A 17,361-nucleotide genomic window follows, 5' to 3' on the forward strand; every position below is an offset into this window, starting at 1 on the left:
TAATCAGGCTCCTTGAGCATTGGGCGAGGTCTCTGTGACCGGGCTCGGGGGCTCGGTGGCCGGTCCCCGGGCGGACACATCGGCGGCGGAGTCCCCTCCCTCGCCACGACCCGCATGGCTGCGCAGCAGTTCGTGCCAGCGCGGACGTTTGCGTGGAGGTACGTGGTCCACGCCGCCGGGCGACCACGGATTGCAACGCAGGATGCGCCATGCGGTCAGCGCCGTTCCTTTGATCGCACCGTGCCGGTCGATCGCCGTATATCCATAGTGGGAACACGACGGGTAGTAGCGGCAGACGGGCCCGAGAAGCGGGCTGATCGTCCACTGGTACAGCTTGATGAGAGCCAGCAGCGGGTACTTCATCGCGCGCCCCCTCCCAGTAGCCGCTCCAGGGCGGCATCCAGGTCTCGGGCCAGCTGTGCATGGTCGGCGCCACCCGATCCGGGCAACGCGCGTACGACAACAAGGCTACCGGGGGGCAACCGGGTGAGCCGCTCGCGGACCAGATGGCGAAGCCTGCGCTTCACCGCGGTGCGGACGACCGCTCCCCCCACTGCCTTGCTGACGACGAAACCCGCACGTGGTGGGGGAAGACTCTCCCCCGTCACGTGCGGGTCCGTGGCACCGCTGCGTAGATGCACGACGAGTAGCGGGCGGCCGGCCCGGCGTCCTCGGCGTACCGCGGTCGCGAAGTCCTCGCGCCGCCTCAGCCGATTCTCGGTAGGCAGCACGACATGACCTTGCCGCGATCAGGCGGACAGGCTGGCGCGACCCTTGCCACGGCGGTTCGCGAGAATCGCGCGGCCGGCACGGGTACGCATACGCAGCCGGAAGCCGTGGGTCTTGGCGCGACGACGGTTGTTCGGCTGGAAGGTGCGCTTGCTCACTCGGGGGCTCCAGAAATGATTCGTGTGTTGGCGGGACATCGCCTGGCTGTCACCGTGCGCCCACGAGGAACTCGCGTAAACGCCTTAGTGCACCGCTTCACAATCACAGATCGTGATCTTTGCCCATCGGAGGCAGGCGGCAGCAGCCATCGACAACTCGACCTGGTCACGGTACGCGCGGCTGCGCCATTCGGTCAAACCCGCTCCGTACGGCCCTGTTCTGTACACAGCCTGTGGACAACAACTTGAACCGCACGGGTCGGCCTGACTACCGTGGCCGGACTCCGGTTCTTTTCCTTCCCCCCTGCCGGGCCTCACCCGACCCGACCCATCCCGTCCCGAGAACCACACATTCGTGGGACATGCGAGAGAGCGTGCCTTGTGGCTGACGTACCTGCCGATCTTGCCGCAGTGTGGCCACGTGTGCTGGACCATCTCCTCGGAGAGGGGCAGCAGGGCATCGAGCCGAAGGACAAGCAGTGGATCGAGCGCTGCCAGCCGCTGGCGCTCGTGGCGGACACCGCGCTGCTGGCGGTGCCCAACGAGTGGGGCAAGCGCGTCCTGGAGGGCCGGCTCGCCCCGCTCATCAGCGAGACGCTCACCCGGGAGTGCGGCCGTCCGATCCGTATCGCGATCACGGTCGACGACTCCGCGAACGAGCCGCCCGCCCCGCCCGCGCCCCCGATGCACCAGCCTCCCCAGGGCCAGCCGCCCCACCGGTACCCCGGGCCGCCGCAGCGGGAAGAACCCGCGCTCAACGACATGTACGACGGCTACGGCCACCGGGCCGGCGACGACGGGATGCCGACGGCACGCCCCGCCTACCCGGACTACCAGCAGCAGCGACCGGAGCCCGGCGCCTGGCCCCGCAGCCAGGAGGACCTCTCCTGGCAGCCCCGGCACGGCGGCTACCAGGACCTCGACCCCTACGCGAACGCCCGGCCCCAGCAGCCGCAGCACGACTACCGGCCGCAGCCGCCCGAGCACCAGGGTTACGAACCGCAGCGCGAGCGCCACGACCTCCAGGACCTCCAGGACCAGCAGCCCCAGCACCTCCAGGGCGGGACCGGACGGGGCCCCGGCCCGATGGGTTCCCCGTCCGTGCCGGCGCCGGGGGCCAACGAGCACCACGCGCGGCTGAATCCGAAGTACCTCTTCGACACCTTCGTCATCGGCGCGTCCAACCGCTTCGCGCACGCCGCGGCCGTCGCCGTCGCCGAGGCCCCCGCGAAGGCCTACAACCCGCTCTTCGTCTACGGCGAGTCCGGGCTCGGCAAGACCCATCTGCTGCACGCCATCGGCCACTACGCCCGCAGCCTCTATCCGGGCACCCGGGTGCGGTACGTGAGCTCCGAGGAGTTCACCAACGAGTTCATCAACTCGATCCGCGACGGCAAGGGCGACACCTTCCGCAAGCGCTACCGCGACGTGGACATCCTCCTGGTCGACGACATCCAGTTCCTCGCGAGCAAGGAGTCGACGCAGGAGGAGTTCTTCCACACCTTCAATACGCTGCACAACGCCAACAAGCAGATCGTGCTGTCCTCCGACCGCCCGCCGAAGCAGCTGGTGACCCTCGAGGACCGGCTGCGCAACCGCTTCGAGTGGGGCCTCACCACCGATGTGCAGCCGCCCGAGCTGGAGACGCGGATCGCGATCCTGCGGAAGAAGGCGGTGCAGGAACAGCTCAACGCCCCGCCCGAGGTGCTCGAGTTCATCGCCTCGCGGATCTCGCGCAACATCCGCGAGCTGGAGGGCGCGCTGATCCGTGTGACCGCCTTCGCCAGCCTCAACCGCCAGCCGGTGGACCTGGGACTGACCGAGATCGTGCTGAAGGACCTGATCCCGGGCGGCGAGGACACGGCCCCCGAGATCACCGCGCCGGCCATCATGGCGTCCACCGCCGACTACTTCGGTCTGACGGTGGAGGACCTCTGCGGATCGTCCCGCAGCCGCGTGCTGGTGACGGCGCGCCAGATCGCCATGTACCTCTGCCGGGAGCTCACCGATCTCTCACTCCCCAAGATCGGGGCGCAGTTCGGCGGACGCGACCACACGACCGTCATGCACGCCGACCGCAAGATCCGGGCGCTGATGGCGGAACGGCGGTCCATCTACAACCAGGTGACGGAGCTGACCAACCGCATCAAGAACGGCTGAGACCGGCACCGCGGCGTCCCCGGCGAGGGCGCCCGGCGGAGTCCTTTCGACGAGGGCTCCGCCGGGCGCCCTCCGTCGTTCCGGCGGCCGGGCCCCGCCGTGTTCCGGCGGCCGGGCCCCGCCGTGTTCCGGCGGCCGGGAGCCGCCCTGTTCCGCTCCTCCGTCCTCACGCCCGCGCCCGCGGCCCCGCACCCGCGTCCCCCCGCGGCCGCGCGTCCCCGCCCTCACCCCACCCCGTGCGACTGCCCGTTGCCCTCGCGAGCCCTCGCCAGCCACGCGAGCCGCGCGAGCCCCTCGATCGCGGATCCACAGCGCCTCAGAACGATGTTTCACGGCCCGGTACGCGGTGTTCAGGGCCCCATGCAGGGGCGTTGCCATGAGGCGGGCGCCTCCCAACTCGCTGTCACGGGCGCCAGGAGTGTTCGAATACCGGCCGCCACCAGCTACTTCTCCACAGATTCAGGGGAAAATGTGCGTCCACAACCTGGGGACCGGGAAGTTGTCCAGGTTGCGTCCACAGGGGCGGCTGCCGATACTCCATCAGCCCAGGTCACGCCCCTGTGGATTTGTGCCCAACCTCAATCCACAGCCTGTGGATAATCTCTTGCTCCACAGTCGCTCACTACGGTTGTCCACTGTCGGCCCACAGAAGGTCCCCAGTTGTCCCCAGCTTTGCCCTGGTTCCCCACAGGGCTGTCCACTGTTCGGCAATCCGACACTCACTTTCACCGTCGAGAGTGAAAGGCGTCACACACCAGTCGTCGATTGGGCTGTGGGGAACGTGGGTAAAGCTGGGGACGGCCCTGGGGAGAAGTACCCCTTGCCTGTGCATCGGGTGTGCAGAACTTTCGGGTGTCCACAGAGACACCAGGTTGTCCACCGGTTCCACCCACAGGGGCGGTGGACAAAAAACCGCTTCTGACCTGTGCAAACAACGTTATCCACGGTTTCCACAAGGCCTACTACTACTACCACTCAGAGTTAGCCAGGAATCCGTTTCGAAGTGGGGCCTGTGCACAACTCGCGCCTCGGGCCGTCTGCCCCTCTCCTCGCGATTTGACCCCGAGCAGCAACGAGTGTCGGTGCCGTACGTCAGACTGGTCCCCGGCGGCTTCCCCGGCCCTGTGCCAGGGAGCCCCGACCAGACGACGAAGGCCAGCAGGGCGAGCGAGCAACAGCAGGAGGCGGTTCCGGTGAAGATCCGGGTGGAGCGCGATGTACTCGCGGAGGCGGTGGCCTGGGTGGCCCGCAGCCTTCCGGCCCGTCCGCCGGCCCCCGTTCTCGCGGGCCTTCTGCTGAAGGCGGAGGACGGGGCCCTCAGCTTCTCCAGCTTCGACTACGAGGTCTCGGCGCGGGTCTCGGTGGAGGCGGAGGTCGAGGAGGACGGCACGGTGCTCGTCTCCGGCCGGCTGCTCGCCGACATCTGCCGCGCCCTCCCCAACCGCCCGGTGGAGATTTCCACAGACGGTGTACGGGCGACCGTGGTCTGCGGCTCCTCGCGGTTCACTCTCCACACCCTTCCTGTGGAGGAGTACCCGGCGCTCCCGCAGATGCCGACCGCGACCGGCACCGTGCCCGGTGAGGTCTTCGCCTCCGCCGCGGCCCAGGTCGCCATCGCCGCCGGCCGCGACGACACCCTCCCGGTGCTGACGGGTGTCCGCATCGAGATCGAGGGCGACACCGTGACCCTCGCCTCGACCGACCGCTACCGCTTCGCGGTCCGCGAGTTCCTGTGGAAGCCGGAGAACGCCGACGCCTCGGCCGTGGCCCTGGTGCCCGCCAAGACCCTGCTGGACACGGCCAAGGCGCTCACCAGCGGCGACACGGTCACCCTCGCCCTGTCGGGATCGGGTGCCGGAGAGGGCCTCATCGGCTTCGAGGGCGCGGGCCGCCGTACGACGACGCGGCTGCTCGAGGGCGACCTCCCCAAGTACCGCACCCTCTTCCCCACCGAGTTCAACTCGGTCGCGGTCATCGAGACCGCGCCCTTCGTCGAGGCCGTCAAGCGTGTGGCCCTCGTCGCCGAGCGGAACACTCCGGTGCGGCTCAGCTTCGAGCAGGGGGTGCTCATCCTGGAAGCCGGTTCCAGCGACGACGCACAGGCTGTGGAAAGGGTCGAGGCCGTTCTGGAGGGCGACGACATCTCGATCGCCTTCAACCCGACCTTCCTGCTGGACGGGCTGAGCGCGATCGACTCCCCGGTGGCGCAGCTCTCCTTCACGACGTCGACCAAGCCCGCGCTGCTCAGCGGACGCCCCGCCGTGGACGCCGAGGCGAACGACGCCTACAAGTACCTGATCATGCCGGTCCGCCTCTCCGGCTGACCCGGCCCCCGTTTCCCTCATGGCGGCGTCCCGTGGGCCGGCCCAGTGCCGCGCCGGCCCACGGCGCCGCTCCCAGGCCGGGCGTAGGCTCGGACATGGGTATGAATCGGCACAACGCTTAAGGAATCTCTGATGGAGCTCGGTCTCGTCGGCCTCGGCAAGATGGGCGGCAACATGCGCGAGCGCATCCGCCGCGCAGGCCACACCGTCATCGGTTACGACCGCAACCCGGACGTCGCCGACGTCCACAGCCTGGAAGAGCTTGTGGGCAAGCTCAAGGGCCCGCGCGTCGTGTGGGTGATGGTCCCGGCCGGTGCCGCCACCCAGTCCACGATCGACGAGCTCGCCGAGCTGCTGTCCCCGGGCGACATCGTCGTGGACGGCGGCAACTCCCGCTGGACCGACGACGAGAAGCACGCCGTCGAGCTGGGCATCAAGGGCATCGGTTTCGTCGACTGCGGTGTCTCCGGCGGTGTCTGGGGCCTGGAGAACGGCTACGCGCTGATGTACGGCGGCGACGCCGAGAACGTGGCGAAGGTCCAGCCGGTCTTCGACGCGCTCAAGCCCGAGGGCGACTTCGGCTCGGTCCACGCGGGCAAGGTCGGCGCCGGCCACTTCGCGAAGATGGTCCACAACGGCATCGAGTACGCCATGATGCAGGCGTACGCCGAGGGCTGGGAGCTGCTGGAGAAGGTCGACTCCGTCACGGACGTGCGCGAGGTCTTCCGCTCCTGGCAGGAGGGCACGGTCATCCGTTCCTGGCTGCTGGACCTCGCCGTCAACGCCCTGGACGACGACGAGCACCTCGACAAGCTCCGCGGTTTCGCCGCCGACTCCGGCGAGGGCCGGTGGACGGTCGAGGCCGCCATCGACAACGCCGTCCCGCTGCCCGCGATCACCGCGTCCCTGTTCGCGCGCTTCGCCTCGCGCCAGGACGACTCCCCGCAGATGAAGATGATCGCCGCGCTGCGCAACCAGTTCGGCGGGCACGCGGTCGAGAACAAGAAGTAGACCGCGGACCGGGCCGGGTGCCGGGAGGGCCCGGCGCACCGGCACCCGGTACGTCACAGAGCACGGAGCAGGAAGAAGGCCCGCGACCATGCACGTCACGCATCTCTCGCTGGCCGACTTCCGCTCGTACGCCCGGGCCGAGGTTCCCCTCGACCCGGGCGTCACCGTGTTCGTGGGGGCCAACGGCCAGGGCAAGACCAATCTGGTCGAGGCGGTCGGCTACCTGGCGACGCTCGGCAGTCACCGGGTGTCGTCCGACGCCCCACTGGTGCGGATGGGAGCGGAGCGGGCCGTCGTCCGGGCCGCGGTCACCCAGGGCGAGCGCTCCCAGCTGGTCGAGCTGGAGCTCAACCCCGGCCGCGCCAACCGCGCCCGGATCAACCGCTCCTCCCAGGTCAGGCCGCGCGATGTGCTGGGGATAGTGCGGACGGTGCTGTTCGCCCCCGAGGACCTCGCTCTGGTGAAGGGCGACCCCGGTGAGCGCCGGCGCTTCCTGGACGAGCTGATCACGGCCCGTTCCCCCCGGATGGCGGGTGTCCGCTCCGATTACGAGCGCGTACTGAAACAGCGCAACACCCTGCTGAAGACGGCGGCGATGGCCCGCCGGCACGGCGGCCGGTCGATGGACCTGTCCACCCTGGACGTGTGGGACCAGCACCTGGGCCAGGTCGGCGCGGAACTGCTCGCCCAGCGGCTGGACCTGATCGCGACCCTGCGGCCGCTGACCGACAAGGCGTACGCGGACGTCGCCCCGGGCGGCGGCCCGGTGGCGCTGGAGTACCGCAGCTCCGCCGGCGCCGACGTGTCCTCCGTCCGTACCCGCGAGGAGCTCTACGAGCGGCTGATGGAGGCCCTCGCCGGGTCGCGCAAGCAGGAGATCGAGCGGGGCGTGACGCTGGTCGGCCCGCACCGGGACGACCTGGTCCTGGGGCTGCGGGACATGCCCGCGAAGGGGTACGCGAGCCACGGTGAGTCCTGGTCGTACGCGCTGGCACTGCGGCTGGCCTCGTACGAGCTGCTGCGCGCCGAGGGCAACGAGCCGGTGCTCGTCCTGGACGACGTCTTCGCCGAGCTGGACGCCCGCAGGCGTGAGCGGCTGGCGGAGCTGGTGGCCCCCGCCGAGCAGGTGCTGGTGACGGCGGCGGTGGGCGAGGACATCCCCGGGGTGCTGGCGGGTGCGCGGTACGCCGTGACCGCGGGCGCGGTGGAGCGGTCGTGAGCGAGCGGGGAGCGGCCTCCGGGCCGGCGGCGGAAGGACCGGCGCCTGAAGGACCGGTGCCTGAAGGCCGGGCCCGGCCCGCGAAGGAGCCCGAGATGTCGGGTGTCGATCTGGCGCGGGTCGCGCTGCGGGCCGCGAAGGAGCAGGCCCGGGCGCGGGGCACGGCCGCGCAGCAGAGGAAACAGGCCAGGCGGGGCGGCGGGCTCCGGTCCGGGGCGCGTTCCGACGGCCGTGATCCGCTGCCGCTGGGTTCGGCGATCAACCGGCTGATCACCGAACGCGGGTGGGAGACGCCCGCCGCGGTCGGCGGGGTGATGGGCCGGTGGCCGCAGATCGTCGGGGAGGATCTGGCCAAACACTGTGTCCCGGTGCGCTACGACGAGGACCCGCGGGAGCGGGTGCTCACGGTGCGCTGCGACTCCACGGCCTGGGCGACCCAGCTGAGACTGCTGGCCCCGCAGCTGGTGGCCCGGCTGAACGCGGACCTGGGCCAGGGCACGGTACGGATGATCAAGGTGCTGGGTCCCGGAGGCCCTCAGCGCGGCTTCGGCCCGCTCCGCTCGCCGGGCAGCCGGGGGCCCGGCGACACCTACGGCTGAGCCCGGCTGAGCTGGGCCTTTCGCGTCGTACACCCCGCTCCCGGGCCTTCTTACCGGTGGGTGGCGCAGGTCGGTTTCGTCCCGGTTTCGGGGGGTCTTCGGTCGACGGGATGCGCGGTCTGCGGCGGTTCGCTCCGGCCGGGCCGGATGAGGCGTCCCTCACCGTAGCCGGAGGTTGACAGGCCGAAGCGCTCAATGCCGTCGTGAGCCTCCCCGGCCCCCGTCCTGAATATGGGGAGTCGTCAGCCGCTCGTTCAGGGCGGCACATGCGTACTCAGGTACCGGCAAACCCCCATTCATGTCAGCGCTAGCGGTAGACTGGGGGGACAATCCCGCTTCCGTGCGGGAGTCGTCGATACAAGCCGAACGACGCAGCCGCTCCCGCCTGTCCGGAGACGGCCTGTGCTGTGCCAGAAAGGGCGCTTCGTGGCCGATTCCGGCAACCCCAACGAGAACATTCCGTCTACAGCCGGTGAGCAGGACGAGGCTGCCCCCTCGTACGACGCCAACGCCATCACGGTCCTCGAGGGCCTGGACGCGGTCCGCAAGCGACCCGGCATGTACATCGGTTCCACCGGTGAGCGCGGCCTCCACCACCTTGTGCAGGAGGTCGTCGACAACTCGGTCGACGAGGCCATGGCCGGGCACGCGGACACGATCGATGTGACGATCCTGGCCGACGGCGGCGTACGCGTGGTCGACAACGGCCGCGGTATCCCCGTCGGCATCGTGCCGTCCGAGGGCAAGCCCGCCGTCGAGGTCGTGCTGACCGTGCTGCACGCGGGCGGCAAGTTCGGCGGGGGCGGTTACGCCGTCTCCGGCGGCCTGCACGGTGTGGGCGTCTCCGTCGTCAACGCGCTGTCCACCCGGGTGTCCGTCGAGGTCCGTACGGACGGCCACCGCTGGACCCAGGACTACAAGCTGGGTGTCCCGACCGCCCCGCTGGCGCAGCACGAGGCCACCGAGGAGACCGGTACGTCCGTCACCTTCTGGGCGGACGGGGACATCTTCGAGACCACCGAGTACTCCTTCGAGACCCTGTCGCGCCGCTTCCAGGAGATGGCGTTCCTCAACAAGGGCCTCACCATCAAGCTCACCGACGAGCGCGAGTCGGCGAAGGCCACGGCCGGCGCGGACAGCGCCGAGGCCGTCGAGGTGCCGGAGGAGGAGTCGACGCGGAGCGTCACGTACCACTACGAAAACGGCATCGTCGACTTCGTGAAGTACCTGAACTCCCGCAAGGGCGACGTCATCCACCAGTCGGTGATCGACATCGCGTCCGAGGACAAGGACCGCCTCCTCTCGGCCGAGATCGCCATGCAGTGGAACACGCAGTACACGGAGGGGGTCTACTCCTTCGCCAACGCGATCCACACGCACGAGGGCGGTACGCACGAGGAGGGCTTCCGTGCCGCGCTGACCTCCCTGGTCAACCGGTACGCGCGCGACAAGAAGCTGCTGCGCGAGAAGGACGACAACCTCACCGGTGAGGACGTCCGCGAGGGTCTGACGGCGATCATCTCGGTGAAGCTGGGCGAGCCGCAGTTCGAGGGCCAGACCAAGACCAAGCTGGGCAACACGGAGGCCAAGACCTTCGTGCAGAAGGTCGTCCACGAGCAGCTGACGGACTGGTTCGACCGGAACCCCAACGAGGCCGCCGACATCATCCGCAAGGGCATCGCCGCCTCGACCGCCCGCGTGGCGGCCCGCAAGGCGCGTGACCTGACCCGCCGCAAGGGGCTGCTGGAGAGCGCCTCGCTGCCGGGCAAGCTGAGCGACTGCCAGTCGAACGACCCGACGAAGTGCGAGATCTTCATCGTCGAGGGTGACTCCGCCGGCGGTTCGGCGAAGTCCGGCCGCAACCCGATGTACCAGGCCATCCTGCCGATCCGCGGCAAGATCCTGAACGTCGAGAAGGCCCGGGTCGACAAGATCCTCCAGAACACCGAGGTCCAGGCGCTCATCTCCGCCTTCGGTACCGGTGTCCACGAGGACTTCGACATCGAGAAGCTCCGCTATCACAAGATCATCCTGATGGCGGACGCCGACGTCGACGGCCAGCACATCAACACGCTGCTGCTGACGTTCCTCTTCCGCTTCATGCGCCCGCTGGTCGAGGCCGGCCACGTCTACCTCTCGCGCCCGCCGCTCTACAAGATCAAGTGGGGCCGGGACGACTTCGAGTACGCGTACTCCGACCGCGAGCGCGACGCCCTGGTGGCACTCGGCAAGCAGAACGGCAAGCGGATCCGGGAGGACTCGATCCAGCGCTTCAAGGGCCTCGGCGAGATGAACGCCGAGGAGCTGCGGGTCACCACGATGGACATCGACCACCGTGTCCTGGGCCAGGTCACGCTGGACGACGCGGCGCAGGCCGACGACCTGTTCTCCGTGCTGATGGGCGAGGACGTCGAGGCGCGGCGCTCGTTCATCCAGCGCAACGCCAAGGACGTCCGCTTCCTCGACATCTGAGTCGGCCGTACCAGCAAGCCGCAGCCCGAAAGGATTTTGACCAGCAATGGCCGACGAGAATTCCCCTGTGACGCCCGAAGAGGAGCCCGCCGTCCCGGGTGTGGGCATGCGTGTCGAGCCCGTGGGGCTCGAGACGGAGATGCAGCGCTCCTACCTCGACTACGCGATGTCCGTCATCGTGTCGCGTGCGCTGCCCGACGTGCGGGACGGTCTCAAGCCCGTCCACCGCCGGGTGCTGTACGCGATGTACGACGGCGGTTACCGGCCCGAGAAGGGCTTCTACAAGTGCGCCCGCGTCGTCGGTGACGTCATGGGTACGTACCACCCGCACGGCGACTCCTCGATCTACGACGCGCTCGTGCGGCTCGCGCAGCCGTGGTCGATGCGGATGCCGCTGGTGGACTCCAACGGCAACTTCGGTTCCCCGGGCAACGACCCGGCCGCCGCCATGCGGTACACCGAGTGCAAGATGATGCCGCTGTCCATGGAGATGGTCCGGGACATCGACGAGGAGACCGTCGACTTCCAGGACAACTACGACGGCCGCAACCAGGAGCCGACGGTCCTGCCGGCGCGGTTCCCCAACCTCCTGGTGAACGGTTCCGCCGGTATCGCGGTCGGTATGGCGACCAACATCCCGCCGCACAACCTGCGCGAGGTCGCCGAGGGCGCCCAGTGGTACCTGGAGCACCCGGAAGCGGCTCCGGACGAGCTGCAGGACGCGCTGATCGAGCGGATCAAGGGCCCGGACTTCCCGACCGGCGCGCTGGTCGTGGGCCGCAAGGGCATCGAGGAGGCCTACCGCACGGGCCGCGGCTCGATCACCATGCGGGCGGTCGTCGCGGTCGAGGAGATCCAGAACCGCCAGTGCCTGGTCGTCACGGAGCTCCCGTACCAGACCAACCCCGACAACCTCGCGCAGAAGATCGCCGACCTGGTCAAGGACGGCAAGATCGGCGGGATCGCGGACGTCCGGGACGAGACGTCCTCGCGTACCGGCCAGCGCCTGGTGGTGGTGCTCAAGCGTGACGCGGTCGCCAAGGTGGTGCTCAACAACCTCTACAAGCACACCGACCTGCAGACGAACTTCGGCGCGAACATGCTGGCGCTCGTCGACGGCGTCCCGCGGACCCTGTCGATCGACGCGTTCATCCGGCACTGGGTGACGCACCAGATCGAGGTCATCATCCGGCGTACGCGGTTCCGGCTGCGCAAGGCCGAGGAGCGGGCGCACATCCTGCGCGGCCTGCTCAAGGCGCTGAACGCCATCGAGGAGGTCATCGCGCTCATCCGCCGCAGCAACACGGTGGAGATCGCGCGTGAGGGCCTGATGGGCCTGCTGGAGATCGACGAGATCCAGGCCAACGCGATCCTGGAGATGCAGCTGCGCCGGCTGGCCGCGCTGGAGCACCAGAAGATCACCGCCGAGCACGACGAGCTCCAGGCGAAGATCAACGAGTACAACGCGATCCTGGCCTCGCCCGAGCTGCAGCGCGGCATCGTCAGCGAGGAACTGGCCGCCATCGTCGACAAGTTCGGCGACGACCGGCGTTCCAAGCTGGTGCCCTTCGAGGGTGACATGTCCATCGAGGACCTGATCGCCGAGGAGGACATCGTCGTCACGATCAGCCGTGGCGGCTATGTGAAGCGCACCAAGACGGACGACTACCGCTCGCAGAAGCGGGGCGGCAAGGGCGTGCGCGGCACGAAGCTCAGGGAAGACGACATCGTCGACCACTTCTTCGTGTCCACGACCCACCACTGGCTGCTGTTCTTCACGAACAAGGGCCGCGTCTACCGGGCCAAGGCGTACGAGCTGCCGGACGCCGGGCGGGACGCCCGGGGCCAGCACGTCGCGAACCTGCTGGCGTTCCAGCCGGACGAGCGGATCGCGCAGATCCTGGCGATCCGGGACTACGAGGCCGCTCCGTACCTGGTCCTGGCCACCCAGGCCGGTCTGGTGAAGAAGACCCCGCTGAAGGACTACGACTCGCCGCGCTCCGGTGGTGTCATCGCGATCAACCTCCGGGAGACGGAGAGCGGCGCCGACGACGAACTGATCGGCGCGGAGCTGGTGTCGGCCGAGGACGACCTGCTGCTCATCAGCAAGAAGGCCCAGTCGATCCGGTTCACCGCGACGGACGACGCGCTGCGGCCGATGGGGCGCGCCACGTCGGGTGTGAAGGGCATGAGTTTCCGGGAAGGGGACGAACTGCTCTCGATGAATGTCGTCCGGCCCGGTACGTTCGTCTTCACTGCGACCGACGGCGGGTACGCGAAGCGGACCCCCGTCGACGAGTACCGCGTCCAGGGGCGTGGCGGTCTGGGCATCAAGGCCGCGAAGATCGTCGAGGACCGGGGTTCACTCGTCGGCGCGCTGGTGGTGGAGGAGACGGACGAGATCCTCGCCATCACGCTCGGCGGCGGTGTGATCCGTACGCGAGTCAATGAAGTCAGGGAGACGGGCCGTGACACCATGGGCGTCCAACTGATCAATCTGGGCAAGCGCGATGCCGTCGTCGGCATCGCGCGCAACGCCGAGGCCGGCCGCGAGGCCGAAGAGGTCGAAGGTGCCGAGGCCGATGAGACCGAGGCCGGCACGACCGAAGCCGGCACGGCCGAGGCCCAGGCCGAGAGCGTGGCCGAGGGCACGGCGCCTTCGGCCGGGGAGCACGAGGAGTAGAGCGTGAGTGGAGCCACGGGCGCCGGTTCGGCCGCTACCGGAGCGAACGGTGCCCGTGGCCCTGCCACGGACTCCCGAGGGGGCACAGTGACGGACGGCCGGGGGCCTCAGCCCCAGTACGAGGGCTACGCGACCGGGCCGCTGCCCGGCGAGCGCGAGCCCGCACCGGGCCCGCAGGGGCCCTATCACCCGCCGCAGGCGTACCCGTCCCCCGTGGGCGGTACGCAGGGCGGCGGGACCCACGGAGGGGAGCGGGGCACTGTGGGGGCCCAGGCGACCCGGCTGCCCCGGACCGGGGCACGGACCACTCCGAGGATCCGCAAGGCCCGTCTGCGGGTGGCCAAGGCCGATCCCTGGTCGGTCATGAAGGTCAGCTTCCTGCTGTCCATCGCGCTGGGCATCTGCACGGTGGTCGCGTCGGCCGTGCTGTGGATGGTGATGGACGCGATGGGCGTCTTCGAGACCGTCGGCGGCACGCTCAGCGAGGCGACCGGTTCGAACGAGAGCAACGGCTTCGATCTGCAGTCGTTCCTGTCGCTGCCGCGTGTCCTCATCTTCACCTCGGTCATCGCGGTGATCGACGTGGTGCTGGCCACCGCGCTGGCGACGCTGGGCTCGTTCATCTACAACCTGTCGGCCGGATTCGTGGGCGGTGTGGAGCTGACGCTGGCCGAGGACGAGTAGGGCACCGGCTATCGATTTTGGGACTGGCCCCGACGTGCGCTAATCTTTCCAAGTCAGCGCGACACAAAAGCGCGGCGGGGCTATAGCTCAGTTGGTTAGAGCGCATCCCTGATAAGGATGAGGCCACAGGTTCAAATCCTGTTAGCCCCACCAGCACGAAGGCCCCCACCGGAGACGGTGGGGGCCTTCGGCGTTCACGGCCGGAATCAGCCGGCCGAGGGGGCGCTCCAGGAGCCCCGCGGGCGGCCGGCCCGGCCCCTGCTCGTGCCGCACGGCTGCGGCACGTCGGACGGGCCCTCGCGGCACGCACCGGGGCGGCGCCCGCGGGCCGAAGCGCTGCTCCCCGGGGGCAGTTCGCACCGCCGGTGCGCAAGTCCGCGCGGTCCCGGGTGTGGACGGCGTACGCCCGGCAAGGCCCGGCGAGCGGTCCCCGGGCGGGTCCTGCCCGCGGGCTCCGGACGGTCTTGCCTGCGGCGGCGACGCGAACGCCCCAGGGGGAGCACTTCCTTTCGGTCCGTGCGGCCGGCGGCGCGCGTCACCGGGGCTCCGGGCCCGCGAGGAGGAGGCCGTACCGGGGCACGGGGGCCCAGGGGCCCGAGAAGTGCTCACGTGCTGTACGGAAGGCGTGTGCGGCGCCGGCCGGGGGCGTACGGGCATGAGGAAGGCCCCTGCCGGGGTTTCCGGTCCAGGGGCCTCGCGGTGTCGGTCGCCGTGCGCTCAGGGTGGCAGGGGGGCCGCGTCCCGGGCCGGGGCCGTGCCGAGGCCGGCCCGGGTGCCGTGGGCCCCGCGAGCGGTGTCCGGGACGTCGGCGGCGAGCTGCCGGGCGGTGGGTGAGGAACCGTGCGCCTCGGCGCGGATGCGCTGCTTCATCGTGGGCGGCAGCGCCCTGTCACGCGGAAGGGTCCACCGGACCGACGGAGGGGCTGCGGTTGCGGGGGCGGCGGCCGTGTGCGTCCGGTGCGTGGGCGCCGGCCCGGCGGCCGCGTTCGTGTTCGCGGCCGTGTCCGCGGCCTGGGCGGGGGTGGCGAAGCCCAGCGAGGCGAGGATCGCGAAGAAGGCGGTGACGAGGGCGGTCCAGAGGTTCTCGACCTTGAAGGCGCGCATGGCCCCTCACTTTCAGGTGGTCCGGTTTGCTTACCTTTCTGATGATGTGGATTCGGGGTCCTGATCCGGGGACCGACGCCTGCGCTGCGCCGATCTTCTGATGAACACCACTCTTCTGGTGCAATGGGCGCCGGAATCCCGCCCGGTCCGCCCGGCAGGGGTCCGCACCGCCTCGGTGATCCTTGTGCCGGGCCCTCCCGCGGCCCCGGGAAACGGACCGGCCACCGGCCTCCGGGGAGGTCACCGAACGGTATCGGCCGGTGTGTATAGTCGGGCGCCAGAAGTCCCTTACGTCAAGGAAAGACGAGGTAGCGCGGTGAAGAAGCTTCTCCTGGTCGCACTGGCCGCCATCGGCGGGCTCCTCGTGTACCGCCAGATCCAGGCGGATCGCGCCGAGCAGGATCTGTGGACGGAGGCCACCGACTCCGTGCCCGCAGGTTCGGGTGTGTGAGACGGAACAGTCCCGAACGTGAGCCCCGGTCGCCGAGCGGCCGGGGCTCCGTGCTGCCCGGACTCCTGTTGCGGGACCGTGACGGCTGTGCTCTTGAGTTCGCCCCGGCGAATCAATACGTTGCGGGAGCGAAGGCCGGACGAGGTCCGGGGCGGCCGGTGCCGGGACGGGGCGGCCGGTGCCGCGTGACGCCCGCCCCGGAGGAATACGCCGGGGACTGAGCGGGGCAAGCCGGGTGATCCGGGCGTTGCCGCAGACAGCGGTGGTGCGGGCGGGGCAGGATGGACCGGCATCGTGACCGTCGGCGTGGCGGGCGCCGCGGCCGCTTCGGCCGTGGACCCGCCCCCTTGCCGGCGCAGCCGCCGGCCGGGCACGCAGACGACGAGGGGAAGCGCGTGGACAGGCAGCGCAGCAAGGGCCGGGTGACGCTGGCGGCGGCCGCGGCGATGTGCGCGGTGGCGGTGCTGCCGGGGCAGGCGCACGCGGCCGGCGGCCCCGAGGCGTACGCCTTCGACCCGGCGGCGAAGACGGTGAGCGGTACCAGGACGAACGCGGGCGCGCCCGAGCTGAAGTCCGGTTCGGTCTACCGGAGTTCGATCGAGGCGGGCGAGAAGCTCTACTACCGGGTCGAACTCGACCAGGTGACCAACGCCTTCGTGTCGGCGGTCGCCGTGCCGCGGCAGGCCGGGAAGGCCGCCTACGGGGACGGCGTCAAGGTCAGCCTCAGGAACCTCGACGACCTCGCGTGCGGCTCCGGGAACGCGAACTTCGGTTCCGCCGAGTTCACGCGTCCCATCGCCGCGTACGCCCACCGGATCGTGGAGCCGGGCGAGGGCGGTACGGGGACGTGCGGCGAGGCCGGGACGTACAACGTCCTGGTCGAGAGGGAGAGCAAGGCGTCCTCGGACCCCGGCACATGGGACCTGGAGCTGAGGTTCGCCTCGGAGCCCGCGCTCAGGTCCGGGGTGAGCAAGCCGACCGAGGCCCCCGAGGACTGGCCGTCGTCCTCGCCCACCCCGCCCTCCGGCAGACAGGAGCGGTCCGGCGGCAGCAGCTACCACACGGCCACCGGCCTGGAGACGGGCGAGTGGGCGGACACCGTGGCCCCCGGGCAGACGCTCTTCTACCGGGTGCCGGTGGACTGGGGCCAGCAGCTCTTCGCGACGGCCGCGCTCAGCAACAGCGAGGGCGGCGAGTCGGCCGATTTCCTGGGCAGCGCCCTGGCGCTCTCCCTCGACAACCCGGTGCTCGGACATGTCGACGGTGCCACGACGTCGTACGCGGGGAAGCCGGCCTCGGTCGCCCTGGACCCGCTGCCCCCGGTGGCGTACGAGAACCGCTACGACTTCGCCTCGGACGTCAGCGCCATGGCCTTCGCCGGCTGGTACTACCTGTCGGTGGCCCTCGACCCCGAGGTGGCCGAGCACTACGGGGACACGCCCGTCGAGCTGACGCTCCGGGTCAGCGTCACCGGCGAGGCCGGGGAGTCGCCGTACGCGGGTGACGCGGGGGTCTTCGGGGTCAGCGGTGAGGACCGGGAGATGGCCCGGAACGGGCAGAGCGCGCCGGAGGCCGAGAAGAGCGGCACCATGACGGTGGTGGCCGCGTCCGGGATCGGCACCGGCACTGTGCTGGTGCTCGGGCTCGGTGTGTGGACGCTGCTGGGCAGGCGCCGGAGCCCCGCGCCGCAGGCGGTCCCGCCCGCGCCGCAGCCGCCCTTCGGAGGGGCACCGCCGCCGGCCCGGTAGGCGCCGGTGGGCCGGGCAT

General features: G+C 70.1%; 14 protein-coding genes and 1 tRNA gene. 11 read left to right on the plus strand and 4 right to left on the minus strand.

Features of this window, described 5'->3' with window-relative positions:
- Positions 1-3 precede the first annotated feature (3 nt).
- Genes yidD through rpmH form a run of 3 tightly spaced genes read right to left on the minus strand, consistent with a single transcriptional unit; the run spans position 4 to position 887 of the window.
- Positions 4-363: a membrane protein insertion efficiency factor YidD gene (yidD, locus tag CP967_RS16940; protein WP_150488776.1), complete on the minus strand. Its 360-nt coding sequence runs from the start codon at positions 361-363 to the stop codon at positions 4-6.
- Positions 360-731 (minus strand): ribonuclease P protein component, encoded by a 372-nt coding sequence (gene rnpA / locus CP967_RS16945; RefSeq protein WP_150488777.1) that lies wholly within the window; start codon positions 729-731, stop codon positions 360-362. The genes yidD and rnpA overlap by 4 nt, the downstream gene beginning before the upstream one ends.
- Positions 732-749: 18 nt before the next feature.
- On the minus strand, positions 750-887 hold the full coding sequence (gene rpmH, locus CP967_RS16950; protein ID WP_006381191.1) for a 50S ribosomal protein L34: 138 nt from the start codon (positions 885-887) through the stop codon (positions 750-752).
- Between the two features lie 381 nt (positions 888-1,268).
- On the opposite strand from rpmH, the gene dnaA reads away from it, so the two are divergent.
- From dnaA to CP967_RS17000, 9 genes are all read left to right on the plus strand, one after another.
- A complete protein-coding gene (gene dnaA, locus CP967_RS16955; protein WP_150488778.1) occupies positions 1,269-3,047 on the plus strand; it encodes a chromosomal replication initiator protein DnaA in 1,779 nt (592 codons plus the stop codon).
- Between the two features lie 1,193 nt (positions 3,048-4,240).
- The gene (dnaN, locus tag CP967_RS16965; protein ID WP_150491895.1) at positions 4,241-5,371 is read left to right on the plus strand and encodes a DNA polymerase III subunit beta; all 1,131 of its coding nucleotides are present in this window, start codon (positions 4,241-4,243) and stop codon (positions 5,369-5,371) included.
- Positions 5,372-5,503: 132 nt separating this feature from the next.
- A complete protein-coding gene (gnd, locus tag CP967_RS16970; protein ID WP_018553877.1) occupies positions 5,504-6,382 on the plus strand; it encodes a phosphogluconate dehydrogenase (NAD(+)-dependent, decarboxylating) in 879 nt (292 codons plus the stop codon).
- 88 nt (positions 6,383-6,470) lie between these two features.
- On the plus strand, positions 6,471-7,601 hold the full coding sequence (recF, locus tag CP967_RS16975; RefSeq protein ID WP_150488779.1) for a DNA replication/repair protein RecF: 1,131 nt from the start codon (positions 6,471-6,473) through the stop codon (positions 7,599-7,601).
- A gap of 95 nt (positions 7,602-7,696) precedes the next feature.
- Complete coding sequence (locus tag CP967_RS16980; protein WP_150488780.1) at positions 7,697-8,200, plus strand: DciA family protein; 504 nt, start codon at positions 7,697-7,699, stop codon at positions 8,198-8,200.
- Between the two features lie 402 nt (positions 8,201-8,602).
- A complete protein-coding gene (gyrB, locus tag CP967_RS16985; protein WP_150488781.1) occupies positions 8,603-10,672 on the plus strand; it encodes a DNA topoisomerase (ATP-hydrolyzing) subunit B in 2,070 nt (689 codons plus the stop codon).
- Between the two features lie 46 nt (positions 10,673-10,718).
- Positions 10,719-13,355: a DNA gyrase subunit A gene (gene gyrA / locus CP967_RS16990; RefSeq protein ID WP_150488782.1), complete on the plus strand. Its 2,637-nt coding sequence runs from the start codon at positions 10,719-10,721 to the stop codon at positions 13,353-13,355.
- A gap of 87 nt (positions 13,356-13,442) precedes the next feature.
- Positions 13,443-14,039, plus strand: coding sequence for a DUF3566 domain-containing protein (locus tag CP967_RS16995; protein WP_150488783.1), 597 nt, complete (start codon positions 13,443-13,445; stop codon positions 14,037-14,039).
- A gap of 76 nt (positions 14,040-14,115) precedes the next feature.
- A tRNA-Ile gene (locus CP967_RS17000) sits at positions 14,116-14,192 on the plus strand.
- 564 nt (positions 14,193-14,756) lie between these two features.
- Here the strand turns inward: CP967_RS17000 and CP967_RS17005 are convergent.
- On the minus strand, positions 14,757-15,143 hold the full coding sequence (locus tag CP967_RS17005) for a DUF6344 domain-containing protein (protein ID WP_150488784.1): 387 nt from the start codon (positions 15,141-15,143) through the stop codon (positions 14,757-14,759).
- A 316-nt stretch (positions 15,144-15,459) separates the two neighbouring features.
- Here CP967_RS17005 and CP967_RS34310 point away from each other — a divergent pair, with 316 nt between their 5' ends.
- Entirely contained in the window at positions 15,460-15,594 is a 135-nt protein-coding gene (locus CP967_RS34310) for a DLW-39 family protein (RefSeq protein WP_003958712.1), read from the plus strand.
- A 395-nt stretch (positions 15,595-15,989) separates the two neighbouring features.
- A complete protein-coding gene (locus CP967_RS17015; protein ID WP_150488785.1) occupies positions 15,990-17,342 on the plus strand; it encodes a hypothetical protein in 1,353 nt (450 codons plus the stop codon).
- Positions 17,343-17,361: the final 19 nt, after the last annotated feature.

This window comes from Streptomyces nitrosporeus (genome assembly GCF_008704555.1).
GTDB lineage: Bacteria > Actinomycetota > Actinomycetes > Streptomycetales > Streptomycetaceae > Streptomyces > Streptomyces nitrosporeus.

Bases quoted from the DNA above. Each gene is read 5' to 3' on its own strand.
- gnd (WP_018553877.1), top strand. From the start codon at position 5,504: ATGGAGCTCGGTCTCGTCGGCCTCGGCAAGATGGGCGGCAACATGCGC.
- CP967_RS17005 (WP_150488784.1), bottom strand. From the start codon at position 15,143: ATGCGCGCCTTCAAGGTCGAGAACCTCTGGACCGCCCTCGTCACCGCC.
- gyrA (WP_150488782.1), top strand. From the start codon at position 10,719: ATGGCCGACGAGAATTCCCCTGTGACGCCCGAAGAGGAGCCCGCCGTC.
- recF (WP_150488779.1), top strand. From the start codon at position 6,471: ATGCACGTCACGCATCTCTCGCTGGCCGACTTCCGCTCGTACGCCCGG.
- yidD (WP_150488776.1), bottom strand. From the start codon at position 363: ATGAAGTACCCGCTGCTGGCTCTCATCAAGCTGTACCAGTGGACGATC.
- CP967_RS16980 (WP_150488780.1), top strand. From the start codon at position 7,697: ATGTCGGGTGTCGATCTGGCGCGGGTCGCGCTGCGGGCCGCGAAGGAG.